This is a genomic window from Cupriavidus sp. CuC1, from assembly GCF_044627735.1.
GTDB lineage: Bacteria > Pseudomonadota > Gammaproteobacteria > Burkholderiales > Burkholderiaceae > Cupriavidus > Cupriavidus ulmosensis.
On sequence record NZ_JBIUHC010000142.1, the window covers coordinates 1 to 25855 of the forward strand.

Annotated in this window: 24 protein-coding genes and 1 pseudogene; 12 read left to right on the top strand and 13 right to left on the bottom strand. The window is 60.2% G+C overall.

Translation table 11 applies throughout. The features are described 5' to 3' along the window. Positions 1 to 497: 497 nt before the first annotated feature. From ACGLHR_RS39785 to ACGLHR_RS39795, 3 genes are all read right to left on the bottom strand, one after another. The gene (locus ACGLHR_RS39785; protein ID WP_400101086.1) at positions 498 to 1694 is read right to left on the bottom strand and encodes a hypothetical protein; all 1197 of its coding nucleotides are present in this window, start codon (positions 1692 to 1694) and stop codon (positions 498 to 500) included. A gap of 781 nt (positions 1695 to 2475) precedes the next feature. Continuing rightward, entirely contained in the window at positions 2476 to 3816 is a 1341-nt protein-coding gene (locus ACGLHR_RS39790) for a trypsin-like serine peptidase (protein WP_400101088.1), read from the bottom strand. 24 nt (positions 3817 to 3840) lie between these two features. Next, complete coding sequence (locus ACGLHR_RS39795; RefSeq protein ID WP_400101090.1) at positions 3841 to 4911, bottom strand: hypothetical protein; 1071 nt, start codon at positions 4909 to 4911, stop codon at positions 3841 to 3843. A gap of 310 nt (positions 4912 to 5221) precedes the next feature. Here ACGLHR_RS39795 and ACGLHR_RS39800 point away from each other — a divergent pair. Beyond that, positions 5222 to 5577, top strand: a pseudogene (locus ACGLHR_RS39800) (transposase); the annotation flags it as partial. A 1405-nt stretch (positions 5578 to 6982) separates the two neighbouring features. Here the strand turns inward: ACGLHR_RS39800 and ACGLHR_RS39805 are convergent. Both ACGLHR_RS39805 and ACGLHR_RS39810 read right to left on the bottom strand, forming a co-directional pair. Next, positions 6983 to 7183 (bottom strand): hypothetical protein, encoded by a 201-nt coding sequence (locus tag ACGLHR_RS39805; RefSeq protein ID WP_400101092.1) that lies wholly within the window; start codon positions 7181 to 7183, stop codon positions 6983 to 6985. A gap of 57 nt (positions 7184 to 7240) precedes the next feature. Beyond that, entirely contained in the window at positions 7241 to 7498 is a 258-nt protein-coding gene (locus ACGLHR_RS39810; RefSeq protein ID WP_400101093.1) for a hypothetical protein, read from the bottom strand. 418 nt (positions 7499 to 7916) lie between these two features. Here ACGLHR_RS39810 and ACGLHR_RS39815 point away from each other — a divergent pair, with 418 nt between their 5' ends. Then, on the top strand, positions 7917 to 8681 hold the full coding sequence (locus ACGLHR_RS39815) for a flagellar brake protein (RefSeq protein WP_400101095.1): 765 nt from the start codon (positions 7917 to 7919) through the stop codon (positions 8679 to 8681). A gap of 386 nt (positions 8682 to 9067) precedes the next feature. On the opposite strand, the gene ACGLHR_RS39820 is transcribed toward ACGLHR_RS39815, so the two are convergent. Both ACGLHR_RS39820 and ACGLHR_RS39825 read right to left on the bottom strand, forming a co-directional pair. Then, a complete protein-coding gene (locus ACGLHR_RS39820) occupies positions 9068 to 9877 on the bottom strand; it encodes a tetratricopeptide repeat protein (protein WP_400101097.1) in 810 nt (269 codons plus the stop codon). A 7-nt stretch (positions 9878 to 9884) separates the two neighbouring features. Then, positions 9885 to 10793 (bottom strand): Ku protein, encoded by a 909-nt coding sequence (locus ACGLHR_RS39825; RefSeq protein ID WP_400101099.1) that lies wholly within the window; start codon positions 10791 to 10793, stop codon positions 9885 to 9887. 248 nt (positions 10794 to 11041) lie between these two features. Between ACGLHR_RS39825 and ACGLHR_RS39830 the strand changes: the two genes are divergently transcribed. The 9 genes from ACGLHR_RS39830 to ACGLHR_RS39870 all read left to right on the top strand — a co-directional run bounded on the left by ACGLHR_RS39830 (position 11042) and on the right by ACGLHR_RS39870 (position 21067). Further along, complete coding sequence (locus ACGLHR_RS39830; RefSeq protein WP_400101101.1) at positions 11042 to 11266, top strand: DUF2188 domain-containing protein; 225 nt, start codon at positions 11042 to 11044, stop codon at positions 11264 to 11266. A gap of 32 nt (positions 11267 to 11298) precedes the next feature. Continuing rightward, a complete protein-coding gene (gene ligD / locus ACGLHR_RS39835) occupies positions 11299 to 13836 on the top strand; it encodes a DNA ligase D (protein ID WP_400101103.1) in 2538 nt (845 codons plus the stop codon). Positions 13837 to 13854: 18 nt separating this feature from the next. Further along, positions 13855 to 14100: a hypothetical protein gene (locus ACGLHR_RS39840; RefSeq protein WP_253933081.1), complete on the top strand. Its 246-nt coding sequence runs from the start codon at positions 13855 to 13857 to the stop codon at positions 14098 to 14100. A gap of 120 nt (positions 14101 to 14220) precedes the next feature. Next, positions 14221 to 14925, top strand: coding sequence for a translesion DNA synthesis-associated protein ImuA (imuA, locus tag ACGLHR_RS39845; RefSeq protein WP_400101105.1), 705 nt, complete (start codon positions 14221 to 14223; stop codon positions 14923 to 14925). Next, a complete protein-coding gene (locus tag ACGLHR_RS39850; protein WP_400101107.1) occupies positions 14852 to 16315 on the top strand; it encodes a Y-family DNA polymerase in 1464 nt (487 codons plus the stop codon). Before imuA ends, ACGLHR_RS39850 begins: the two co-directional genes overlap by 74 nt. 10 nt (positions 16316 to 16325) lie before the next feature. Next, positions 16326 to 19478 carry an error-prone DNA polymerase gene (locus ACGLHR_RS39855; protein WP_400101109.1) on the top strand — a complete coding sequence of 1051 codons (3153 nt, stop codon included), beginning with the start codon at positions 16326 to 16328 and terminating at the stop codon, positions 19476 to 19478. 65 nt (positions 19479 to 19543) lie between these two features. After that, positions 19544 to 20212 carry an SOS response-associated peptidase gene (locus ACGLHR_RS39860; RefSeq protein WP_400101111.1) on the top strand — a complete coding sequence of 223 codons (669 nt, stop codon included), beginning with the start codon at positions 19544 to 19546 and terminating at the stop codon, positions 20210 to 20212. A 265-nt stretch (positions 20213 to 20477) separates the two neighbouring features. Beyond that, positions 20478 to 20744, top strand: coding sequence for a hypothetical protein (locus tag ACGLHR_RS39865; protein WP_400101113.1), 267 nt, complete (start codon positions 20478 to 20480; stop codon positions 20742 to 20744). 113 nt (positions 20745 to 20857) lie between these two features. After that, complete coding sequence (locus tag ACGLHR_RS39870) at positions 20858 to 21067, top strand: HEAT repeat domain-containing protein (RefSeq protein ID WP_400101115.1); 210 nt, start codon at positions 20858 to 20860, stop codon at positions 21065 to 21067. A 114-nt stretch (positions 21068 to 21181) separates the two neighbouring features. Here ACGLHR_RS39870 and ACGLHR_RS39875 read toward each other — a convergent pair whose 3' ends face one another. After that, complete coding sequence (locus tag ACGLHR_RS39875; protein WP_400101117.1) at positions 21182 to 21376, bottom strand: hypothetical protein; 195 nt, start codon at positions 21374 to 21376, stop codon at positions 21182 to 21184. Between the two features lie 853 nt (positions 21377 to 22229). Here ACGLHR_RS39875 and ACGLHR_RS39880 point away from each other — a divergent pair. Next, positions 22230 to 23147, top strand: a complete 918-nt coding sequence (locus ACGLHR_RS39880; RefSeq protein ID WP_400101118.1) for a DNA-binding protein — start codon at positions 22230 to 22232, stop codon at positions 23145 to 23147. A 52-nt stretch (positions 23148 to 23199) separates the two neighbouring features. Here ACGLHR_RS39880 and ACGLHR_RS39885 read toward each other — a convergent pair whose 3' ends face one another. The 5 genes from ACGLHR_RS39885 to ACGLHR_RS39905 form a co-directional block, all read right to left on the bottom strand. Further along, positions 23200 to 23529, bottom strand: a complete 330-nt coding sequence (locus ACGLHR_RS39885) for a hypothetical protein (protein WP_400101120.1) — start codon at positions 23527 to 23529, stop codon at positions 23200 to 23202. Positions 23530 to 23864: 335 nt separating this feature from the next. Further along, positions 23865 to 24191, bottom strand: a complete 327-nt coding sequence (locus ACGLHR_RS39890) for a hypothetical protein (RefSeq protein WP_400101122.1) — start codon at positions 24189 to 24191, stop codon at positions 23865 to 23867. A gap of 11 nt (positions 24192 to 24202) precedes the next feature. Further along, a complete protein-coding gene (locus ACGLHR_RS39895; protein ID WP_400101124.1) occupies positions 24203 to 24847 on the bottom strand; it encodes a YkgJ family cysteine cluster protein in 645 nt (214 codons plus the stop codon). 27 nt (positions 24848 to 24874) lie between these two features. Next, positions 24875 to 25441 carry a hypothetical protein gene (locus ACGLHR_RS39900; RefSeq protein WP_400101125.1) on the bottom strand — a complete coding sequence of 189 codons (567 nt, stop codon included), beginning with the start codon at positions 25439 to 25441 and terminating at the stop codon, positions 24875 to 24877. A 132-nt stretch (positions 25442 to 25573) separates the two neighbouring features. Then, entirely contained in the window at positions 25574 to 25774 is a 201-nt protein-coding gene (locus ACGLHR_RS39905) for a hypothetical protein (protein WP_400101127.1), read from the bottom strand. Positions 25775 to 25855 lie beyond the last annotated feature (81 nt).

A 25855-nucleotide genomic window follows, 5' to 3' on the forward strand; every position in this document is an offset into this window, starting at 1 on the left:
GCCAAACAAGGAGGCCGACGCCTTCAAAGAAGCCGCTTGATTCAATACCCTCACGTGACAACTACGTTGACAGCCGCGGCGAGGTTCGGGCTTTGTGTGGACTAAGTAGATTCGTGTCCCCGGGGCGGCAGCCAGGGGATGCGAGGCTGTAACGCACGCTATGCGACCGCTCGGCTTTTCGTCTGCTCTGACATCTCTTCGAGTCGTCTGCGAGACTCTCGTAAGCGGCGTATCGCATTGCCCCTTCAGTGTACGTTGGGATCGGAAATGTCTCGACACGGTCTGCCTGCGTGCTTGCGAATGGCTCTCTCGGGTATTTCGAGCGGGCGGGCCAATTGTGACGTCGTCAGGTGGACACCATAGTTTCGAGAATTTACGCGCGGTAAAGGAGTTTCATCTTTTCACGCCTGCTCACCTTGAATGACCACTTTGCAGAAGTATGGGTGTCTCTAACGGTGCAGGCGAATTGAGCCCCCGCTGGCTGGCATCTCCAGTGATCAAAACTTACAGGACAGCAAGACTCCCTGGTCGGCTCCACATCTGATCACATCCCACACGCGCGCATTTTGGAAATAACCGGTGTGCGCTGCAGCCGGGTCCTCAAGTAGGCCCAACCAACGGGTTGCGTTGTTCACGAACACGTTGGTCACTTTGATGTCGGGCATACATGGATCGCCCGGAATTTTGCGGACATACCACTCCGGAATCGCCCAGCTCAGTAGGTCATTGGTATCGTTGAACGCCACCACGGTCAGAGATTGAGCGGGTGATGCACCTGCCTTCACTTCGCCCGTCTGGCGCAGTACCTCCTGGGCAACTGCTCTGGCTTGACCGAAAGCCTTAAGCGGGTTAGTGCACGTCGCCATAGATAGGTCATCGGACTCACCCTGCCCTTTTGGCAACTCAACAAAGACGCCCTCTGGCACCTTCAGCCACGGCATGTCAAAGCGACGGGCATAAGGCTGCGGACCGTCCTGCGAAATCACCAGGGGATGCTCATTCGCGAGCCCCAACAGCGCCAATTGGTTTGCCATCATGTAGACGACCGGTGTGTTAGCCATCATGCGCTGTACGAAAGGACGGGACCCACCCCACTCGTCGTCCGTGAAGACATTCCCAGACGGACTGGACGCGTGCCCTTGCAAACCGAGAAGGGTGTCATAGATGATGCGGCTGCCCAGACTGTGCGTTAGAAAGATGTACCTCGTGCGATCGTTGTCGGACGGTGGGGGCCACACACAGGTCATATCGGTGGATTGATCGGTCAACGCGTGGCACAAGGCATCGGCCACCCCGCGTTGAAGCACCGTTCCGTAACTACCCATATAGAGGGCAGCATCGGCCAAGCTACGGTCGAAAACGTGTTCCTTGACGTAACCATTGAGCAATGCGCGGGATGGGGCGCTGCGGAACGGATTGTCTTTGGACTCAAGGCACGGCAATGAATCATCCTTGAAATCACCGTTATCATCGTAGCGCAACTGCGTAGTCTTAATCCATTGAGTCAAGGGTGACCATGTAATCTCGATGGCATCGATAGTCACGTCAGTTTCGGTCGATGGCAACCGGTAGAGGTACGTCTGCTTGACTACGGTCAAAAATGACTTCTCGTCCGCAGTCTTCAAATGCAAGAAATTAGTACTTAGGATCCGGGGAAGCGTTGATGGCTCGCCCTGGGGGCGCAGACCGGTCATGCCTTGAGCCTCCTCCGACAACCAACCGTATCGTCCGAGCGCATAGTTCGGGCAGTGATCGCCAACCCCATGCAAGATCACCAGTTTGACGGGCGAACCGTCTTTCGGAAGGAAAGTCTCGAGCGGGGGCACGGATCCGGTTGGTGGCCCCCCATTCTTGTCCGACGGATCCGAGATAACCGGCATCGTGCAAGCCGTCAACAACATCCCAAGCACGCAGCATATCAACTGCGTCGACAGGCGGTGCCATAGGCACTCTTGCCGTCGCTCTAACACGGGGCTAATCGCTCTATGAAGCATGGAATCCTCCCGTCATACCAGACCCTATATTGCCGGATTATCGGCGAGGCACGCTATGCGCCTCGGCTTTCCAAGTCTCCGCATGTCCGGCACAAACCTGTCTTTTAATGCTTGAAGGCTACGCGGTGGCTTGTGGGAGCAGACATGGGCCGCGGCCCCTCACGCCACTGCGGAGGCCACAGTGCTCCGGCTTCAGTCGTATCCCGCTGCCGAACGAGATGCAAGAGACTGGACTGTACTCATATCGGTCGCTTGGAAGAGCGTTTCACCTGACACTAAGAAATATAGGAAGCTTCGGATCAGCCTAGAAATGCTCCGGCAACGTGCAGCACATGCTTCATACTCGGCAGAATCAGTCAACTAAAGATGTCGCGAAACATCAACGCGGACGCTCCAGTAGGGGCTTACACCGGCGGGAAAGCATCTAGTAGGACTAGATGCACACGAGCAAATCGAAAGAGTAAAGTCAGAAATACTGTCTCTATTGGCCCCCGCCCAGAAGGCCTGATTCATTCAACAGGCGTTTGACGCGCCCACTAACAAGGGCTTTGTTGTAGCCAAGATCATCCTCGAATCGATCGACGCCGCCCACATGCACCCCGATCGGTGCGCCATCAGCGAGATCAATAACCGGGCTTCCGGAATTCCCACCGGAGGTGTTTGCCTTATGCACAAAAATTCCATCCACAGTAACCGCCTCGGCGCCAGTGAACCCTTCCGAAACCCGCTTATACCCAAACTGGGGGGTCTTGGTTGTTGGTGTTCGAAAATATTCGATCTGTTCCGCGATAATCATATCCCGCGGTGGCCCAGGATAGCCGATCACCGCAACCAGCATGTTGCCAGCATAATCCTCATTGGCTCGGTCGGCAAAAACGACTGGTTTCGGATATTCTGAGTCGGTCGACGTCAGGAGTATCGCCAGGTCGTCGCCGTTACTGGCAACGTCGAATACGGCGTTGATATAATAGGATCGCGGTGCGTTCGGAGTCACGCAATTATCATTTGTCCCTAATGCATATTCCTTGTCAAAAGTAATTTTGGTATCCGGTAGCGTAGACCACTGCTTAGTTACGGGATCATAGTTGGCAATTTGCTTGGCGACATGCAAGTTTGTTAATACGTACTGCTTACCCACGACGGTCCCCGTACCCGCAGGGCGGCCGCCGACCTCAATTACACCGATGCTCCGCCCCAGTCGGGTGAGGCTATCACCTGCCTGCCGAATCCTCGCGCCCCACTTGAGAGGGTCGTTTGGCGTCCAGAATTGGTCCTTGCACATCAAAAAATAAGGGTTCGATGTGGCGGCATATGATTCCGCCACAGCAGCGCTCACCGATGCACTATTTCCAACCGCAAAGTCGTATGCCTGGCGCTTAACGGTGATCGCCTCGTTAAGGGCGTTTATCTCGGTCGAAATCTCGGCCGTTCGCGGCTTGATTGCGAGGCGGCGTTGCAACTGTGCTTCAAGCTCTTTAATTTGTAACAGGATACTTCCGCTCAGCGCACTACGCTGAAGATCAGTCTGCTTGGCGACGGTGTCACGCAATGCTGTCGAAGAACCCCCTCCCGCCCCAGATGCCACTATTGGTGTAGTGGGATTTCGCGCCACGGGGCCATTGGACTCCGGCAGCGGAGTCACATTAGGTGCGTTGACGAGTGCCGCAGTGCCTGATGCCTTTTCAATGGCTTGCGTTCTCTTAACCTCGCCCATCATCTCCAACGTCTTGAATGCGCCACCAGTTATATCAAAGAGACCTGCAGCTTGTGCGGCCGGAGCGGAAGACAGCACAAGGGCAGTAGCAATACTGGCTACCCACATTGCCCGATCCATATGCCCTCCCTTTTATTGATTGGAGCCCCATGCCGTACTCACCCCCTTTCCTGCTTGTATAACCTTGTCATAGGCATCCTTCGCACTCTTTATCTCGCCACCAACTTCAGATAAGTATTGAATCAATTCGTCTCTTGATATTTTTCCGTTCGCGTAGTCGTCCAGTTTCTTGTTTATCTTGGAGAACTGTAGCGTAAGCAATCCTGGTGCCTTTTGCGTACTGATTGCATCGTATTCGGCAAGGTCCGCATTGATTTTTGCCGCACGAGTCAAGATTTCAGTACGTTGAGTGGTAGTGGAGAGCTTCATCATGTCCTCAAACTCGAAGTACGGCAGTGCAAGCGCTATAGATTTTCGCCGCTCAAATGCCTTATTTAACTCGTCCGCACTAAGATCTTGGGTTAAAACTTGACCATAGATGATCCGATTTTTCTCGATAAACTGTTTTAGTGTTCCGCGTTGCTGCTCTTCGGTCACAACCTTGAGTCCCTGCTTTAGCAACTCCTGAACAGCGCCAATGAGTGCCGTCATTGCACTTAGCGCAGCCAGCGGCGACTCCGGACGGGCGGTGGCGGCTGTGAAACCCTTGATTGGCAAACTGGCTTGAATATTCCTACGACAAGTATTATAGATGTCCGACTCAATGGCGACGGACTCCAGCGGAGCATCCTTATCTTTTAGATTCCTTAATGCATCCACATATCCAGCGATCGAGTCATTTGGGGCTTCGGTGATCGCCTTGACAGTCTTTGCATATTGAGATGTAAATTCAAGGCCAGATCTGGTTTTATCAAAATCATCGGAGCCAGTACATACAAAATTCGCGAAACTAGCAGGAACTTCCTTATTGTTCAAATTTTCATTTGCTCGCAACGTCGGATTGTTAATATAAGCGAGCGCAGCGCCGATTCTGCGCACGCGCTTCACCTCATTAGCCTCCGTTGTCACGGTATCCACTGCCGCCTTATTTGCCGCCTCATATTCCGTCCCCATTTTTGCCAGACCACCGCTAGAAATACAGCCAGGCAGGCTTGCGATGACGAGAACAAGAAATGCAAATTTGGAACTTCGATTGCAAAGCATCTGCGGCTCCTTATGGGTTATTTATTTTGTTAAATTCAAAAGAAAAGCAGGCCTCTCCAGTTAAATGAAAGTACAACGAAATAATTGAAAAGTCCAGCCCTTTTTCGTAAGCCGTCGGCGCTCACGCATATCTTGGGGCCCCACCGGCGCTGACATGCCTAGACGTCTTGTCGGGTAATGGACTGGCGCGGTGCTCGGCGAACCCGGCCCGTTTTCAGCCCCCTCCCCATAAGAACCACTCGTGAAGTTTTCCCTCAAGCGGCTCACCCAGTGAGATTCATCGCAAGGGTTATATGGGTCCTGTCGGTATGGCGGCGTGGATACGAATGGCCGGTTGCTGATGGTCAACTTGACGCCCGCAGACATCGCCGATAGTACCGGGGCGTTGGCGCTTCTGGAGGTGGTAAAGAAGCGCTGGCCGGGACAGAAGTATCTGTTTGCAGATGGCGCGTACGATCGTCACACTTTGATGGATATAGCGCGACGCTCGACTTCGTCGAGCAGGTGGTGCGCCGTCACCTGGATCAGGTTGGCTTCGCGGTGCCACCCCGGCGTTGGGTAGTAAAACGTACCTTCGGTTGGATGATTCGCTGGCGTCGCCTTGTCAGGGACTACGAGCGGCGTCCTGATGTGTCCGAGGCTATCTACATCGCAGTGGGCGGGCTGCGGAAGGCCGCACGCGCGGCGGCCTCCGCGCGGTCTGCGTCATCCTTGGCTGACAGGCAGTCGGCCTCGGTCACAGCGACGTCATCATTAAGAAAGCGCATGGCAAGTGCGCGGTAGCGCGCGTTGGAAGTTCGTGCGTACGTTGGCCGTGCTCGCACATGCGGGCGACTATTGGCCGACGCGGACAATCAGATTGTCAACGTATCGCCGCGCCCAGAGAATGGCTTGATCCTGCGCACGCTGGCTGGCTGTGTAGCATCCGAGCCCCATGGACTCGGCGACAGACTGACGGCCCGAATGGTAGCCGCTCCACACGAATCCACGGGATTCGTACATGCCATCCCCTGCTGGCTTTGCGAGGCCCTCAATAACATAACCTCGGTATGTTTCGATGGACATTGGCTTACTCCCATTGAATCCGTATAGGACGAACTACGGTGTCCTGCCGCATGGGGCAGGCTCCATTCACCATCCTAGTACGCCTCGGAGTGGCAAGCAGCATACCTGCAATGCGTCGGCGAAAGCCGACACCTCCGGATACTGCGAACCCCACTTTCGAGGGGATTCCGTCATGGTCAGCGACACCACGCGTCTGATCAATGGTAACGACTTGGTCATCCGTATCCCCGTAGCGCATTCACCGCAGCCGCAGGAATCTCGATCTTAGATGGACTCGGGCCCCACGATAAGGCTTAGGAGGTCGTGGCTGTCAACGACCCGCGCCGCCGCGTCGCAACGACGGGCGCGCCGCGAGCCCCTCGCGCTATGTGCTGGAGGTTCGAGACGTATGTCCGACGGACCGCCTGACCGGTTTCGATGTCGTACTGCTCGGCTCGCACCGATGATGAGACGACGGCCGCTCGTGGGCGGCTAGAGCAGATTGACCGGCGGGACCTCGGTCTCCTATCGAAGTGTGAGTATGCTAGGTCTCAATTTCAACGAGTGCTCAATAAAGCCTAGCATGCAACGTCATGCTGCGCTCTTGGGCGCCGACTTTGCATTCCCCTCGTTATAGGGGTAGAAATAAAGATGACAGGGACAAGTGCGAGTCCATTGTTCCCCCCGAATTGCAACGCCGCCGAGTCAGCGGGCGGAGAGCCGTCGATGTGGTGGTCAATCGCCTGCTGAATGCGGCCGAATGAAGTTGCAAAAGCGCTGTCAAGGTCGGCGAAAGGCCCAGACGTGCCGCCAGCAACGGGTACGTTGGCGAGCGCCCCTTGAGACGTGAGGCGTACCCACAATGCGACAACGTGGAAACTGCCTGTAGGGTGGCTCTCGACATCCGCCGACATTTCAAAGCCACGATACACGCCGTTCCGTCGCTCCGTCATCGCCGCCCTCCAGGGAGCCCAAGGAATGCTAGCAAGATGCCCTGCGCCCTGCTAGTTTTGCGCTCGGTAAGTGGTCAATTGTCGGCCCATTCGCCGGACGCGATTAACTGTTCAACTCTACTCCATTGCTCCTGGAGGGTGGGGCGCCCAGCAGCGATCAATCTGGCGTTGGCCCGATCCATGGTCTCGCGCATCTGTCGGGCCAAATGAGCGACTTGGAGAGCTGCGCCAACGCCGATCGCGTCGGCGACTTCCTTGCTGAAAAATTTGTCCATTTGCGTCATAACGGGGCAGCGGATAGCAAGCTTTGGAGCAAAAGAATGATGGAGCCCCTAGTTGGGCAGCGAAGCCATCAACGGCTTGGTGTCGATGGCGGCCCTTGCAAAAGCTGCGGCTTCGTCTACTGCTTCCGCATCATTTCGGACCAGCCTGTGTTTCCGGCCATCACAGAGGAATCTGAAGGATAGGACTTCCTTCGCGCTCTCGGCACAAGGAAACGCGTGATACTTTGCGATCCAAAGGCCCGTAAAGCTCTGCTCGGCAAAGGCCGTCACTTCGAAGTCGCGATACTCGAAAAATTTGGCTGACATGTGGGGGCATCGTTGTTTTTTGGCCGTGATCGTAGCACGGATCAGACACCAAACGCCCCGGTCATGGCCCTCGGCGCCGCTCACGCCAGACTGTACATAAATACAGTCCCAATTGGGGCACCCAACTGACGGCTGTTCCGCCCATCATCGCTCGCCCAGTCAACTGGACCCGCCCTCGCGAGCCCCCTTTCCCTGCGTGGCAGCGTTCTGTCTCGTGCCATGTCGCCCGTGCGGACGCCCCTTCCCGACGCCTTCCGTGCCTGCCCCTTCTAACTTTTAGGGTGAAGTCCCGCCGCTTTCTTCCGTTATTGAACGTGTCGCGGTGATGCAACCTGAAGCCATTGTTGATGGCTGCATGCACATTCAACCAGCCGTTAGAATCGAAAAGTAGCCGTCGTCGATTTCCCTGGGATTTTTCGTGAGCCTCAATCATTCTGTTGCCAAGCGCCAAACCGATAGCACGCAAGCGCCAAGCCATGGCCTTTTGGATGACCGCCACCGGTTGACCCTTCCCATACAAATCAGTGCAGTGCTACTTGATCTCGCCTGGCTGAAGTGCATTGTCCGACTGAGCGCGCGCGACGGGTACAAGCTCGCCACCACATTGTTGAAGGTTGACCCTGTAGCGTGTACCTTCATCTTCGACGGATGCCGCACGGACGCCGAGCGGGATTTGCTGCTGACATCTGATGAGATTGCCGTCTCCGCCATACTGCGCGATGTCAAGATTGACTTCGTCATCGGAAGGCCATACTTGATCAATTATCAGGGCGGCCCGGCCTGTGCCGCAACCTTCCCCTCTCACCTCTACCATTTCGAGCGCCGTCGCCATCCCCGTGCACGACCGCAGGTCGCTATGGGTTACCGCTGCGAACTACAGGCGATGGACGACCAGCCTTTGAAGCTAGATATCGCCGACCTCTCGCTGTCCGGTGTGGGGCTTCGCTCGAAGGTTGCGAGTACGGACCGGTTTCCGGTGGGCACCATCTTGCAGAAGTGCACGCTCGACTTTCGCAACCAGGGCGAACTGGAGTTCGACCTCCAAGTGGTCGGGCACGGTCTCATCTGGGAAGGCCAGCGTACCATGCATCACATTGGTTGCACCTTTGTCGCAATCTCGCCCGGTCAACAGACCTTCCTCCAGCGGTTGGTCTACCACATTGAACTGGCGGGCCGCGAATGACCAGGATGCGCACCAATCCAGCTCCAATCGCATGTTCCCGATCCGGCCCTACCAAGTGCGGACCTTCGTTCGTCAGAGACCTTGACATTGGTCGTCTGTTTAGTCTCATCAGGCCTATAACGAGCCTCATGCTGTAGCTGGGTGCCGTTCAGTCACGCGCCGTGGTGGGCGCGACCTCCATGGGCGCCGTAGTGGCCCATCGGTTGTCCTCGTGCTTATGCATCGGTCTGCCGACTGGTACTACGGCAGGCCGCAGCGCTTAGCGGCCTGCTCACACCGCTCCCCCGCGCGCTATTGAGGGGCTGAACGGTGTAGGTGAGCGACTCCTCGACTACGCAGGTCTTTGTCTCGATTGAGGCGCGCGGGGTAGTGGCATGAAGGCCGCGCTAACGCTGCAGCTTCCGATACTCATTGAAATGTCGGATCGCCCGCATCCCGTTGCCGAGGGTCTCGTAGATACGAGCCGCGTTGAAGTGCGCGTCGGCAAAGTCCGGCGCCAATTGGATGCAGCGCTCATAGCTGGTGAGTGCCTCCCCGGGGCGTTCCTGGTCCTCAAGCGCCACGGCCAGGTTGAAATGGAGCAACGGTTCGCTCGGCAGCTGTGAGATGCCAGAGCGGTACAGTTCGGTCGCCTCGCCAAACCGGCGCGCGTCGCACAGCATGCAGCCCAGGTTGAGATACGGATCCAGGAATGTTGGGTCCTCCGCCAAGGCCCGCCGGTATGCTGCCTCGGCGTCGATCGGCTTCTCCGTTTCCAGCTCGGCACCGATGAGAAACCAATCCTGCGCGTCGGCCTCCGGCGCCCGTGCATCGTGCAGAGACTCCACGACCGCCGCGCCCGGTTCACCTGGCTCAAAGTCCATCAGCATCTGGCCCGACACAGCCTGCCATCCCCTACCCTCGTCTTTTGTCGCCACTTCGTTGCCCATCGCACGAATCCGCACACCGGTCAGCGGCTGGCCAGTGCCGCGAGAAGCCTTCACCCTCGCCAGCGCGCGGACAATCAGCCGCGTTGGGATCTTGGCGCCATGCAGCGAATTGGCAGTCCGGAGCAGCACCATGTCCTGAAACGTGAAGAGAAGCTTCCGGCGCGGCCCGCGTGTGGGCGTGATGATCCCCTCGGTGACCAGCCTGGTGGCCACCGAACGCGGGATGCCCAGCATCGTCTCGGCGTCCTTCAGGGTGTACGTCGGCATCGGCCCGTCACTTTTTCGCCGCTGAAGCTCGCTTGGCGGGAGCGGGCGCGGGCGCCGCAGTGGCACGCTTCCCAGTCTTCTTTCTCTTGCCCTCCGCTGCAGCCGCTGAGGCCGGTGCCTTCGTTCCGCCCTGTTTGCGCTGGGCCATGCTTGCGCGCAGGGCCTCCATCAGGTCTATCACTTCCGCGCCCTGCCGCGGTTCGCTTCGCTCCTCGCTCACGGCGATCTTCTTGCCGGCGATCTTCTTGTCGATCGCCGCCAAGATGCGGTCTTTCTCCTCATCCTTGTAGGCCGTCGGGTCATACCCTTCCACCGAGTTCTGTTCGATCAGCTGTTCCGCCAAGGCCAGCTCGGCTGGCTGGACCTCAGCTTTCTCCACGTGCAGATCCAGCATCGATCGGACCTCGTCAGCATAGAGGAGTTGCTGGAGCACCAGGCCCTCGTCGACCGCCCGCACCTGCACCATGTACTGCTTGCCTTTCCAGACCCACTGCGCGAGCGCACAGGTCCCCGTCTTTCGCATGGCTTCGGCCAACAAGTTGTATGGCTTACCACCGCGCTTGTCCGGGCCCAAGTAGTAGGCCTTGTCGAAATAGATGGGGTCGACGGCTCCGGCCGGCATGAATGAGACGATATCGATCGTGTGCTTCGCCTCGTCTTCCAACGCCTTCAGTTCATCCGGCTCAAACACAGCGTAGTGGTCAGCTTCGAACTCATAGCCTTTGACCATCTCGGACCGCTCAACCACCACATCTTCGCGGATGCACACATACTGCTGCTTGAGCCTGGAACCGCATCCCTTGTGCAGCAGATTGAAGCCGACCCCCGAGTTGCTTTCCGTGGCACTGAAAATCTTCACTGGGATCGACACAAGGCCGAAGCTGAGAGAGAGGGAAGCAATGGAACGGGCAGCCATGGCGATCACCGTACGGGTCGGGAGTACATCGATCTAGCTTAGATCGTGCCTGACGAACCTGCGGCGTTCCACTGTCACTTTGCGGATAGGCGAGCACTTCGTGGAAGAACATGTGCGTGTAATTTTTGTCGGACCTACATGGCGACCAGTGCGATACCCAGTGTCGGACAGCGGCTTATTGCCGTTCGCTTAGGACGGGGAAATACTGCGATCACACGATCACAGAGGACGGCGAAACGGAGACAGTCATGGCGAACAAGAATGTGCATGTCGTTCCACACGGCGATAAATGGCATGTCGTACGCGAGGGCGCCCACGAGCCCTCTTCTGCGCATGACGACCTAGAGGACGCCATCGCGGCCGGCACGGCGGAGGCAAAGCAGGACAGCGTCGAGTTGCTGGTCCATGGGCGAGACGGGCAGATCCGCATGCGCAACAGCTACGGGCACGATCCCCGCGAGGTGAAAGAGTAAAGCCCGCGCCGCCCGGTTTGTGAACTCAGTCCATGGCTAAGTCGGCATCTACCAACGCGCGGAGCCTGGAGCGATACCGTCAGAAGCGGGACTTCGCCGCGACGACGGAGCCGAGCGGCCAAGTGTCCGCCGCGAGCGCCGCCAGCGGCGCACTGCGCTTTGTCGTGCAGAAGCATGCGGCTCGCCGGCTCCACTACGATTTTCGTCTCGAGCTTGAGGGTACCCTCAAGAGTTGGGCGGTCCCCAAGGGACCCAGCCTGGATCCCGCTGAGAAGCGGATGGCCGTGCATGTCGAGGATCACCCGCTGGATTATGCGAGCTTCGAAGGCGTGATCCCGCCCAAGGAGTACGGTGCCGGCACAGTCATCGTTTGGGATCGAGGGACGTGGATGCCGGTCGGCGATCCGGTGGCCGGCTACCAGAGCGGCAAGCTGAAGTTCGAGCTGCAAGGTGAGAAGCTACATGGTCATTGGACCTTGGTCAGAATGCACGGCCACGGCGACGAGCGTCAGGAACCGTGGCTCTTGATCAAGGAGCGGGATGCGTTTGCGCGCTCTGCCGCCGAGTACGACATCACCGAAGCCCTGCCGGACAGCGTGCTGGCCCACGGCAACAGCAAATCGGCTGCCGGCGGTAACGCGAAGACTGCCGTGCCAAAGCAGCGTCGCTCGCGCCCGGGGCGGGGCCGACACGTACTACCCGCTGCAGCACGCCCCGCCCCCCTTCCGCTTGCGTTGGCCCCGCAACTGGCGACGCTCGCTTCCGCAGTACCGCGCAACGCCCAACAATGGGCCTATGAAATCAAGTTCGACGGCTACCGTTTGTTGGCCCGCGTCGATGGCAAGGACGTCCGCCTTTTCACCAAGAACGGCCATGACTGGACCTCTCGCCTCAAAGCCGTCGCGGGGGAGGTAGGCGCTCTTGAGCTTGACTCCGCGTGGCTGGATGGGGAGATCGTGATACTCGGCGGCAAGGGCACCACGGACTTCCAAGCGCTGCAGAACGCCTTTGAGAGGGCGCGGGTGGAGGATATCCAGTACTTCGTCTTCGACCTCCCCTTCTTCCGGGGCCATGACCTTCGGCACGTCCCTCTGGCCGAGCGCAGAGCCCTGCTGGAAAAGGTGCTGGCCATACCAGCCGCCTCGCGCGTCAGGTTCAGCGAGGCCTTTGAGGGTGCGCCAGACGACCTTCTTGCCGCTGCGTGCCGGATGGGCCTGGAGGGGCTGATTGGGAAGCGCGTCGACGCACCCTACGTCTCAGCCCGAGCGCCGAGCTGGATCAAGCTCAAATGCACGAAGCGGCAAGAGTTCGTCATCTGCGGCTTCACGGCCCCGAGGGGAAGCCGGCATGGCCTCGGCGCGCTCCTGCTTGGTGTGCACGATGAAGCCGGCAAGCTGCACTATGCAGGCAGCGTTGGAAGCGGCCTCGATTTGCACATGCTGACCAAGTTGCTCGCACTGCTGGCGGAGTTGGAAGTTCCAGCCTGTCCCTTCGAGAAGCCACCACCACGTTTGACCGGCCAATGGGTCAAGCCGAAGTTGGTTGCAGAGGTCTCATTCGCGGAGTGGACCAAAGAGGGTCGAGTACGGCATGCGGTCTTCCATGCCCTGCGCGCGGACAAAGAACCCGGCAGCGTGACACGGGAACGTCCAGTGGAAGTGGAGCCGCCGCGGCCGCCCCCGGCTCGCTCGGTGAAGGTCACCAACGCGGACCGCGTGATTGACCCAACGACCGGGCTGACGAAAGGCGACCTGGTCGGCTACTACGAAGCCATCGCGCCCCATCTGCTTCCCCATCTGCGCGGGCGCCCCGTAGCCTTGCTGCGGGGCCCAACCGGTATCGGCGGAGAGCTGTTTTTCCAGAAGCACGCTGAGGCGAGCAAGATTCCGGGCATGACGCTACTGGATCCTGCGCTCTGGGAAGGCCATCCGGCACTACTCGAGGTCCCACGCGAGACCGCCATCGTGAGTGCGGCGCAACTCAATGTGATCGAGTTCCACACCTGGAATGCGACCAAGCGCAGCATCGATAAGCCCGATCGCATCATCTTTGACCTGGACCCCGGCGACGGCGTGCCATGGCAGCACATGCTGGACGCCGCCATGCTGACGAAAGCGATGCTGGATGAGCTTGGCCTGGTGAGCTTTCTCAAGACCAGTGGTGGCAAAGGCCTGCATGTCGTTATGCCCATTGCACCCAAGCTGTCGTGGATCACGGTGAAGAAGTTCTCAGAAGATGTCGTTCTTCATATCGCCCAGACTATTCCGCAGCGCTTCGTTTCTAAGAGCGGGCCGCGCAATCGGATTGGGAAGATCTACATCGACTACCTGCGCAACGGCCAAGGTGCGACGACGGTGTCCGCATTCTCTGCACGCGCGCGGCCAGGTCTGGGGGTTTCGATGCCGGCATCCTGGGAGGAACTGGAGGCACTGACAGCGGGCGATCATTGGACGATCCAGACCGCCCTGCAGCGCGTGGAAGCCGCCGGCTACGTCGATCCGTGGGCGGAGTACGCCGATACTAGAAAGGCGCAACAAATTGGTGCGGCCATCCGCAAGCTAGCTGGCTAGTCGATTGGAGGATTTGCCATGGCAACCCTAGATGCGTTTCCTGCCGCGGAGCGCGAAGCCTTTACCAACGCCTGTCGTCGGCACGGGTTCATCGCCGCCGACTTTAGCGTCTGCGACATGACCGGGGAACAAGAACGCCTGGTCAGCGTGCTGAGACCAGAGACAGGTGTAGTGATGCAGTACGCGGCAGGGTCTCGTGATTCTTGGTCGACCAAATTCGAGCACGACCTAGCCATCCGGGTCTTCGGAGACGCCCCCGAGTAAAACCTCGACGGTGCCCGCTCAATACGCGGCTCTTAAGGCACTTTCAGGCTCGGGAGAAGAAATCCGTGACCACTGTATATATATACAGTAAACTGGGTTGAATGGACTCAACCAATCGCCATGCCGACGCCCAATCCAGAATCCATCCATCCTGCCCTTTGGTTAGCCGCCCAGCTGGCCCGGGCGAACGGTCGCACCGTCGCCACCGGCTATCCGGTGCTGACGGCCGAGCTGCCGGGTGGCGGTTGGCCAACGGCGTCGCTGGTCGAACTTCTGGTCCGCCAGCCGGGTGTGGGGGAGTTGCGCCTGCTGCGCCCCGCACTGGCGGAGGTCTGTAAGCGGCCTATCGCCCTGATTCAACCGCCGCAAACGCCTCAGGCGCTCGCATTGGCCAGTTGGGGCGTGCCGCCCGAACGTCTGCTGTGGATTCGCAGCCAGCGTACGGCCGATGCCCTTTGGGCCACCGAGCAGTTGCTGCGCGCCGGCACTTGCGGCGCGGTTCTGCTTTGGCAGACCCATATCCGCAATGACGCGCTGCGCCGCCTGCACCTGGCCGCGCAGAGTGGCGAGGCGCTGTTTTTCCTCATGCGGCCCCTGGCCTGTGCACGCGACGCGTCGCCAGCGCCCCTGCGCATCGGCGTTGCGCCCGCCGCCGGCGGCGTCGATCTCTCCTTCATCAAGCGGCGCGGCCCGCAGCAGGACCTGCCCGTGCGCGTCCTGCTGGAACCGTCGCCGATCCTGCTTCACCGTCATGTTGCGCCTCTGGATCTGCCTGCACCTCTCGTCCCTGCCACTCGAAGTCTTCCGGCCGAATTGGTCCACTGAGTTGGCTGTGGTGGTGTTGGACAAGGAACGCGTCCACCTCGCCTCACGCCTGGCGACGGAGGCTGGCGTCCGCCCGCAGATGCGCCGCGGCGGTGTGCTGACCATCGCGCCGGAGACCCTGCTATACGATCGGGCCCCGGAGAAGGAAGCCGACGCTCTGCAGCGTGTGGCCATGGCGCTCCTGCAGTTCGCGCCCAACGTGGTGCATGCCGAGGAAGCGTCCGTGCTGGTCGACGTGTCGGCCAGCCTGCGGCTGTTCGGCGGCATCCGCCAGTTGCGCCACCGCATGCGCGCCTCGGTCGCTGCGCTGGGTTTCAGCGCGGCCTGCGGCTGTGCGCCGACGGCCCAAGGCGCTTGGCTGTTGGCCCACGCCGGCGGTGGAAACACCCTCAAGATCGAGGCATTGGAACGCCAGCTGGGCGCCCTCGCCGTCGGCACCCTGCCCGCCGCACGGCCATTCCTGGAATGGCTGGATGGACTGGGGTGCCGTTGCCTTGGCGATATTCGCCGGCTGCCGCGGGCCGGGCTGCAGCGCCGGTGCGGCCGCGAACTGAACGAGGCGATGGATCGCGCCCTGGGCCAAGCGCCAGAGATCTTCGAATGGCTACAAGCCCCGCCAACCTTCTCCGCGCAGGTCGACCTCCCCGATCGCATCGAGCATGCGGAGGCCACCCTGCTCTACAGCCGCGGGCTCATCGTGCAGATGCTGGGCTGGCTGGCCGCGCACCACTTGGCGGTCACCAAAGTCCTGGTGGAACTCAAACACGAGCGCGGCCGCGAGGCGCTGGCGCCAACCGTCATCGAGATCGCGCTGGCAGAGCCCAGCTGGAGCGAGGATCACCTGATGCGCTTACTGCGGGAGCGACTGGCGCAGCTGCAGGTGGATGCCCCCATGATCGCGGTGCGCCTGTCTGTCACCGACGTGCAAGCCAAGGCGCCGCCGAGCGAATCGCTGTTTCCTGAGCCCGGCGGCACGCCCGAGGACCACGCCCGCGTGATGGAGCTGCTCGCGGCGCGGCTTGGCGCCGACAACATCCTGCGGCCGGAGCTGCGTGCGGACTACCGGCCGGAGGTGGCCAACGCCTGGGTGCCGGCCATCGGGAAACCCCGGCCTAGCGCGGCGGCGCCCGCCCTGCCCCGCCCGACCTGGCTGCTGGACAAGCCGATTGCCTTGCTGATCCGCGACCACCGCCCGTTCTATGGCTCGCCTCTGCGCATGGTGTCTCCCCCGGAGCGTATCGAGGCCGGCTGGTGGAGCGGCGAGCTCGTGACGCGCGACTATTACGTGGCCGAGGGCCGCGATCACGCCCATTACTGGGTCTATCAGGAACGCATGGGCAGCCGGGACGGCGATGAGGCCACGTGGTACCTGCACGGGCTGTTCGGGTGAAGGTGGCGGCATGGAATCCCTGCGCACCGGCGGCGGCTTGCCCGACTATGCCGAGCTTCACTGCCTCTCGAATTTCTCTTTCCTGGAAGGCGCTTCCCGTGCGGAAGAGCTGGTCGAGCGCGCCGTGCAACTGGGCTACAGCGCGCTCGCTATCACCGACGAATGTTCGTTGGCCGGCATCGTCCGGGCGCATGCGGAAGCCAAGAAGCACGGGCTCAAGCTGCTAGTTGGCGCATCGTTTCGCCTGGTCAATGCGGACGGCAGCCCCTGTGTCTCCTTTTTCGCCCTCGCCCGCAATCGCGAGGGCTACGGCAACCTCTGCGAGCTGATCACGCTGGCCCGTACCCGTACGGCAAAGGGTGCCTACCTGCTTACCCGCCGGGATCTGGATGCCCCGGAAGGTGACTACGCACACCTGCGAGGCCTGCCCGACTGCACGATCATCTTCACGCCGGAGTACTGCACGCCGGCGGAGCGGCTGGACACCCAAGCCGCATGGATCACGGCCACCTTCCCAGGTCGCGCGTGGATGAGCCTGACCCTGTTGTACCGCGCCATGGACGACATCCATCGGGCGGGCGTCATGGAAGCGGCCGCGGCCAATCACCTGCGCGTGGTGGCCACCGGACACGTACAGATGCACGTACGCTCGCGCAAGCCACTGCACGACGTGCTGAGCGCCATCCGCCTGGGCAAGGCCGTGCCGGAATGCGGGTACCAGCTGACCCCCAACGCAGAACAGCACCTGCGCTCGCGCCTACGCTTGGCCAATGTCTACCCGCACCGGCTGCTGACCGAATCGCTGCACATCGCCAATCTCTGCCAATTTTCGTTGGATGAGTTGCGCTACGAATACCCCGAAGAAGTGGTGCCGCATGGCATCTCCCCGGCAGACTACCTGCGCAGCGAGACCTACATCGGCGCGCACCGACGATTTCCGCAGGGGATCCCGCATGCCGTGCAAGCGCAGATCGAGCACGAACTGGCGCTGATCCGCGACCTGCAGTACGAACGGTACTTCCTCACCGTATACGACATAGTCAACTTCGCCCGATCAAACCGCATCTTGTGCCAGGGCCGAGGGTCCGCCGCCAACTCTGCCGTTTGCTACTGCCTCGGCGTCACCGAGGTGGATCCGGCGCGCGGCAACCTGCTGTTCGAGCGCTTCATCTCGAAAGAGCGCGCCGAGCCCCCCGATATCGATGTCGACTTCGAGCACCAGCGGCGCGAGGAAGTCATCCAGTATCTGTACCGCAAGTACGGCCGCACGCGGGCGGCCCTCGCCGCGGCCGTGGCAACCTACCGCCCGCGCAGCGCCCTGCGCGAGTCCGGCAAGGCCTTGGGCGTCGATCCCGCCATCGTCGACCTGGTTGCGAAGGCCCATCACTGGTTTGACGGCAAAGCGGACCTGCTCAAGCGCTTTGCGGAAAGCGGCGTCGATATCGAGAGCGAGCTGACCCAGCGGTGGGCCAGCATGGCGACCCAGCTGCTGGGCTTCCCGCGGCACCTGTCGCAGCATTCCGGCGGCTTCGTGCTAGCCCGGGGAAAACTCTCACGCCTCGTGCCGATCGAGAACGCGGCCATGCCAGATCGCAGTGTGATCCAATGGGACAAAGATGATCTGGATGCCGTTGGACTGCTGAAGGTCGATGTGCTGGCGCTGGGCATGCTGTCCGCCATCCACCGCGCGCTAGACCTCGTCTCGGAGCAGCGCGGCGAGGTGTTCGAGCTGCAGGACATCCCCGCTGAGGATCCGGAAACCTACGAGATGCTATGCCACGCCGACAGTGTCGGGGTGTTCCAGGTGGAATCCCGGGCGCAGATGTCCATGCTTCCCCGGCTGCAGCCGCGCACCTTCTATGATCTGGTCGTTGAGGTCGCCATCGTGCGGCCGGGACCGGTGCAGGGCGGCATGGTGCACCCCTATTTGCGTCGCCGACAAGGCAAGGAACCGGTGACCTATCCCAGCCCGGAAATGGAAAAGGCGCTGTCGCGCACGCTCGGCGTGCCGATCTTTCAGGAACAGGTGATGCAGGTGGCCATGCTCGCGGCCGGCTTCTCGGCTGGCGAGGCTGACCAGCTGCGTCGGGCCATGGCGGCATGGAAGCGCAAGGGCGGCCTGGAACGCTATTACGACCGCATCATCACCGGCATGTTGGAGCGCGGCTACGAGCGGGAATTTGCTGAGAGCATCTTCCGGCAGATCCAGGGCTTCGGAGAGTATGGCTTCCCGGAGAGCCACTCGGCCAGCTTTGCACTACTGGTCTACGCCAGTGCCTGGCTCAAGCGCCATGAGCCAGCGGCTTTCCTCTGTGCCATGCTCAACAGCCAGCCCATGGGCTTCTACAGCCCCTCTCAGCTCGTGCAGGATGCCAAGCGGCATGGCGTCGAGGTCCTGCCAGCGGACATCACCGTCAGTTGCTGGGATTCGACGCTGGAGACGCGCGAGCGCAGGCCGCCGGCGGTCCGCCTTGGCTTGTCCTTGCTGCGCGGCATGCGGCAAGAAGCGGCTCTGCGCATCGAGGACGCACGCTCGGTGCGCGCATTCACGAGCGCCACGGATCTGGCCCGCCGCGCCTCATTGGACCGTCACGACATCCAGGTGCTGGCCGCTGGGAATGCCCTCCGCGTCCTCACAGGAAACCGACGACAGGCCCTGTGGCAGGCCTCCGTTGCCGTGCCCGACAAGGACTTGTTGCGTCCCGCAGACCTGATGGAGGAACTACCCACCCTTGCCCCGCCAAGCGAGGGCGAGGAGATCGTGGGGGACTACCGGTCCATGGGACTGACACTGAACCGGCACCCGCTCGCGCTACTCCGTGCGCAACTCGCTGCGCAGCGCTATGAGACGGCATCGACCCTCTTCGGCTACCAAAACCGCCAGCTGGCGCGTGGTGCCGGCATCGTCACCGTGCGGCAGCGGCCAGGGACCGCGAACGGGGTCCTGTTCATGACCATTGAGGACGAAACTGGCACGGTGAACGTCATCGTGTGGCCATCGGTATTGGAGCGGTACCGCAAGGAAGTCCTTGGGGCACGCCTGATCGGTATCCTCGGGCAATGGCAATGCGAGGGTGAGGTACGGCACCTTGTCGCGCAGCGGATGGTAGACCTCACGCCGCTATTGGGGCGGCTGCCGACCAGCGGCCGTGATTTTTGCTGACTAGGCGCGGGGCTAGTTGTGGGGCGCTACCTGATACGATTTCGAGGATTCCTGGAGAACTGGCGATGTGCAACAACTACCTACCCGTTCAATCCCAGTTGCTGCGCGATGTCTACGGCGTCGAGCCACCTCCCCTCGACTACCCGCCGGAGACTTGGCCAGACTATGCCGCTCCGATCATCGTAGGCGGCGACGGCACGCGCCAGGCGCTGGTGGGCACATTCGGCATGGTGCCCAAGACCCGCATCCCACCGGGCGTGGCCAAGTTTGACACCACCAACGCGCGGTCGGAGACGGTTGGAGAGAAGCGCTCGTTCTCAGGCCCTTGGAAGAAAGGTCAGCTCTGCCTAGTGCCGGCCGCGAGTTTCTACGAGCCGTTCTATGAGGCAGGGCAAACGAAGTCCGTCCGCTGGCGGATCTGGCTCAAGGACGAACCCGAGTTCGCCATTGCCGGCCTGTGGCGCGCCTGGCCCGGCGAGGCCGGCGCCGAGGTGTTCAGCTTCACCATGCTGACCATCAACTCGGACACGCATCCGTTGATGAACCGCTTCCACGCCCCGGGCAAGGAAAAACGGATGATCGTGGTCGTGCCGCGGGCGGAATGGGACGACTGGCTGACCTGCCGTGATCCAGGGATTGCCCGCAGCTTCCTAAAGGCGTTTCCTGCTGAGCAAATGCAGGCTGAGCCGGCGCCAAGAGCGTCAAGGCAAAAGGCATCGGCAGGAAGTATCTGATGGCACCGGAAGAAAAGCGCGAACTGGCGGCGACGCTGTCTGCGACTGGAGCCTCCGCTGTGTTGGTACCACGCCTTGGCGATCGACTTGGACCATGGGCCCCTAAGCTGGGTGGATGCCATAAAAATTTCGCGCGCTGGATAGGTCTTCATGCTGACCACACAGCCGTGCGCGGTTGGCTGGATATCTCATTTCTAGCAATACCGCCTGCGCGGTGGCTGATGGCCACCGACAAGACCCCCGATCGGTTCAAAGGAACCCCCAAATGCTGAAGCGGAAATTAGTGCGGGCCCTAGTGATCTGGACGGGGGAGTGGAATCGCGAGTTGCATGAGGCGATCGAAGCCAAGGTTTTCGAAGAGTACAGACACTCGTTTCCCGCTGGCGCGAAGGATGCGCCAGAAACGATCGAGAAAATGCGGACGTTCTACTACAATCGCATGACCAACACAGCGAATACGTTGATTGGTTTAGTTGCGATCCTGGTCGCATTCGTGTCTCTAATTGTTTCAGCATTCGCTTTGCTGAAGTAGCTGTCAAAACGCCCCCAGTGCGGGGGGAACAGAGAAAACGCCCCCTCGACCTTGTAGGGAGCCCGTCAAGGCCCCATATTATGTTCTTCGTATCACATTGAGGACTGAAGGAAATGGCCACTGAGCAAGAAGCAATCGACGCCCTGATTCACACGCTCAACAACGCGAACCACACGATTGAACGAGTAGGAGCAGCGGAGGGCCTGGGTATCGCCGGCGGAGAAAGGGCGCGTGCAGAACTAATCAAGGTGCTCACAACGGCCCGTCACGCCGAAGTTCGGGCGGCAGCCGCAAAAGCGCTTGGCCGGGCGACGCATCGGTAACTGCCTGCCCGACGTCCAGCCTATCCAGACGAGCCGCCCCGGGCGGCTTTTTTGTCAAAAGCCATCATGCCGATAACGGCTATCGGCATGACGTTTTTGAAGCAGACGCCGCTGTCAGAAGCCGTATGGCTCGCGGCTCCAATCCTTCAGGACCCGGTAGTCGTACTCGGGCAACACGATGGTGCCGGCCTCGGCCTCGGCCAGGATTTGCTCCCCCGCCCAAGACCCAAGCCGATTGCCGTGCAACATGAAGAAGAACCAGGCAAAGGCGTGGCCCACACGCAGTCGAATCGGAGGAGCTCGTCCCATAGTGCTAACACGGATGCGCGGCGCTTCTCCTTGACCTCTGGCAGCGCTTGCGCGTTGTGGTCCAGGCGGGAATCACTGTCAGGTGGCGAGACTGGTCTTGCGGGTTCGTATCGTCGCTGACCTCGAAGACCCAGTGGTCGGTGAGCGAGGCGCCGTTCCGGCCCGCGCTCGAGCGATCCCAGTCAGCGAAGAAACGCGTGCCAGCCGCGGCTTGCGGTTGCGCAACTGTGGATACTTATCGAAGTACCGAGCTGAATGTTCCTCTCCGATCCGAGTGTTGCGTGTCAGGATGATGACGCGCTCTTGCTTAGCCTTCTCCGCGGCATCCAATTCGCTCTCAAGGCGCAACACTGCCGCGAGATCGTCAATCCTCTCCAGATGGTAGGACTGGGCGCCGAACTCGACCACAAACATCGCACACCTGGCCGCGCTCCAACCCCACAAATATATTCGATTTAGACGCTCGATCAAGGCACTCGACACGCAGCTGTCGGGTGGCCGAAATCGCCGCTGCTCCAAAGGGGCCAGCTTCATAAGCTCGGAAGATTGGCCGGCGCCAGGTGTCGGCTGACGCTTCGCCGCACTATCCTCCGCGTTTGGCTTTCGTCGCCCGTGTCCCAATCACCAGCCGTACCGGATCGGTCGACCTCCCCTCCTCCCCCGCCAGGGAGCGGCGGCATTCATCGACGAGGCGTCTAGACAACCCCAGAATTTCCGCTTCCAATCCCGTGCCCCCAGCAAAGCCGCGTGCTGCGCCCTTCGACGAAGCGATATCGAGTAACGAGCATTAGATACCATATCAGTCTGATATGGTATGATATTTCGATATCATATCTTGCGGAGAGCACATCTCATGGCGCGCCCTGGCATCAGCTACGAAGAAGTGAAAGCCGCCGCAGAGGAGCTGGTGGCCGAGCAGCAAAAGCCGACCCTCCGTGCGGTCCGCGAACGCTTGGGGGGCGGAAGCCCGAACGCCATCCACCGGCACTGGACCGCCTGGCAGGGTCGGCAAAAGCCGCCCACACGCACGTTGCCTGAGCCGAACCCTCGCCTGTTGGCCGCTCTTGGCGCCGAGCTGTCCAAAGTGGCAGAGGAAGCCGGTGCCGAGGCCAACGCCGAGTTGGGCGTGGCGCTGAGGGACCTGGCAGAGTACGCCGCTCGCGGTGAGGCGATGGAGGCAGAGCTGACGAAGCTGCAGGAACAACTCGCTCAGTTGGCTTCCGAGCGTGACACGTTGGCCGGGAAGGCTAGCGAGCAGGCGGAAGAAATCTCCCGGTTACAGCAGGAAGCAGAACGCGGCCGCGAGGAGATGGCAAGTGTGCGGCGTGTCCTCGCCCAAGCCGAGTTACGGCTGGAAGCGGTGCCGCGCCTGGAGCGTGAAGCTGCGGATCTGCGCGAGCAGTTGGAACTCGCCCGCACAGCCAGAGTCGAGGCAGAGAAGTCGGCCGCCGTTGCCGAAGCGCAGCGCGCCGGCGAACAGGCCGCCCAGCAGCAAGCGGAAGCTCGCCTTGTACGTGCGGAGGAAAGAGAACAGCAGAGCCGCAAGGATCTCGCTGACGCGATCGCCGCACATCAGCTCACGCGCGAGCGCCTGGTCGAGTCGGTGGGCCTGGCCAGTGCTGCGCAGGCCGAGTTGAAACAGCGGCGCGTCCAGGATGACGCGAAGGGCGCGAGTCTGGGCGAGCCGAGCGGCGAAGCCGAAAAGACGGGAGGGACCAGTACACGGGCGCGCAAGGTACCACCGGCTGGCAAGTCGAGAAACGACGCTTAGCGCCTATCCAAGGACTGTGCGCGACGACTCGGGTAGCGCAGCCTTTTCCTTGCTATTCGTCTTCGAGTGCCAAATAGCGACCATCGCTCGACTGACTCCCAAGCTTTGCGTCACCGCCCATCGCGTCTTGCCACGCAAGCGCAGCATCAGCAACCGCGTCCGGCTCACCTTTGAAAGCAATGACAGATTCGCCGCACGATGGGCACTGGCCCACGAAGACGGCGTCGATGCCGCGCATTCCACGCGCGTCCATCGTTTCGAACTCCGAGAATGCGGTCTGACACGTACCACACACCAATGTCTCAGGGCGCAGCGCAGCGAGCTTTTCTTTAGCCTGCGTAATGCGCTGTTCCTTGGTGCCACGTTGTTTCGCTTGTCCCATTTCTCTTTTCCCTTACGTGGTGCCGGCGAGCGTTGCAGCCACTTGGCACACCGCCGTCATAGAGGCAAAGATTGCAGCAGCGGTGTGCCAGCGCGCCTGAGCCTTCGCAGTAGCGAAGAAATCAGCTCCGTCAACGCATAGCGTACCATCGTGATACATGCCGTCCTTTTTCGCGTGCGGATGCGGTACACGGCGGAACGTGTCAATGACTTTGCGTCACCTGGCTTCATGAATTTACTGTGCCGGGCTGTGGTGTGTTTGGGGTAATGGCCTCCGATGGCGGCGGGTTGATCCAGACTGCTGTGGGCAGCCGCGGTGGTTCAGGGCGACGCCCTTTAAACCTGTTTGGGGACGCCCTGAATGCTGTGTCGAGTGCTGCCTGACGGGTGAGGTGCAACTCCTGGGCGAGCCCATAATGAACGCTGTGCGGCGTCATGAATCCGATGCCCGAGTGCCGATGCACGGTGTTGTACCAGGTTCGACGTCTCGATCAGTTCGTTGAAGCGATGCTTGATTTCCTCTTGTCGTTTTGTTATCTCGGAAATGTCTTGCTTCGTTGCAAGATTCTCGCCCTTTTTTCCGAAGAAATTCCTGATGTATGGGCCGCCAAACGCGCCAACCGTGGTGGCCAGCACGATGATCAACGAATCGAAGATATTCATCGTGTCATTTCCTATGCCTGGTGATTATCGCCAACTTTGACTGGCGATTCTCCAAAGAACTCACGAATATCGCCTGCGCCCCCACCATTGCGATGCAGGATGACGTTGAAAGCCTCATAAACCCCACCGAACGTCGTAGCGCGGTCGATCATCATTAGAGCCGGCGTATCAAATCTATGATCGAATTGGCACAGTGTGCTATCCGCGTCGAAGCTGACCATAGTCCGGCACGCAAGTGGTCGATAGGCGTAGATTGAGCAAGTCTCATTGACGAGGAAGGGGCAAGGGCTCGTCGTCATGGTGTATGGCGTCATCTTGCGACCCGGATCGAGCGGGACAGAACGCACAGCAACACCAGTTTTCGCTGCAATCAGATCGGCCTCTAGTTGCCAAAGCGCGATCTCTGCCTTGCAGCAAGCAGAGCACCCACGCTTGCAAGCCACATTTCCCTTCCCGTGCGCCATTACTCTGTCCACGTAGTCATATAGCACTCCAAGCGCCTTAACATCATTGTCCCTGTACTGGCGCCGTTGGATTTCCCGTGCGAGCCCGCGCTGCTCCTTTTGCAAGGCCAGTGGCACACGCTTGGAGAATGCGTCCGCATTCCTCAACATGATTGTCTTGCGCCGTGAGACTTCGGAGGCTGGTAGTACCATATTCTTTTCCTTGTGCGAGCGCGCGCCTCAGATCGGCTCGTCCGCCTTGAGCGCGTTACGCATCAACTCGCGCACCGTTTTGAGGTCCTTCCTTGAAACCTGCAAATCTGAAAACTCAGTCTTGCTTTGGTCTCTGAGATAAAGATTCCTTGCTCCGCCCCGGAATGTCCCGTGCTTTGCCTGGAATCGATCGACAGCCTCCAAACGCTGTGAAGGCGGCCTCCGCCCGTACAACTGGACTTCACAGGCGAAGTATCCCGCTATGTAGTCCAAAATCCCTCCCGGCGTCCGATTGACTGCAAGACGTTCAGCGGCACGTGCCCATATCGTGTTGTTGACGCGAGCCTCTTCATACGCGAGTCGTGCGGCGTCCGACAGTGAGACTTTGCTACCCCACGCCAAATTTCGAAGCGCTGCCCACGTCCATTTATACCCGCGCGGCAGCCGTAGCCAATTTACGAGCGCATAGCTGCATAGCAGCATCGCCGCAGACAGACACGCCCATGCTGCGATCCTGCTATGCCAGTCACCCAGCGATTGAGCCAAGGGCAAAAGAAAGAAGATCACGGCCCAGAATGCCGGGTGATTAAGCATGTGTGCCTCGCGGTCGATACGAGCCGAGTACAACTATCACGACGCTGGTCATCATCGCTTTCGCCTTTCCTATTGACTTGAACCAACCGACGAAGTTTGATTGGCGGCTGCCGCACTTGGTTGGAGAATCTGTTAAGCCCCGGGCTCCCGCGCTTGGCGCGCAATCTCCTTCGCGGCTTCGGGGGAGAAGCCACCTTCTTCAACCAAGCTGTTCTCCAATTCGTCTGCCGTCGACGCCTCGACGTGCATCTTGTCGTCTGCAGATACAGGCAGACCAACCACACAAGGAAGACCATCGGCAAGGATCTGATCCTTGCCATAGTTGGTTTCCACCCGCAGGTGTTACGTCCCGCGCAATCTGAGGTTTGGGGAGGGCCGTTTATCCCGCGAACGGCTGGGGCGATTTTCTGAACA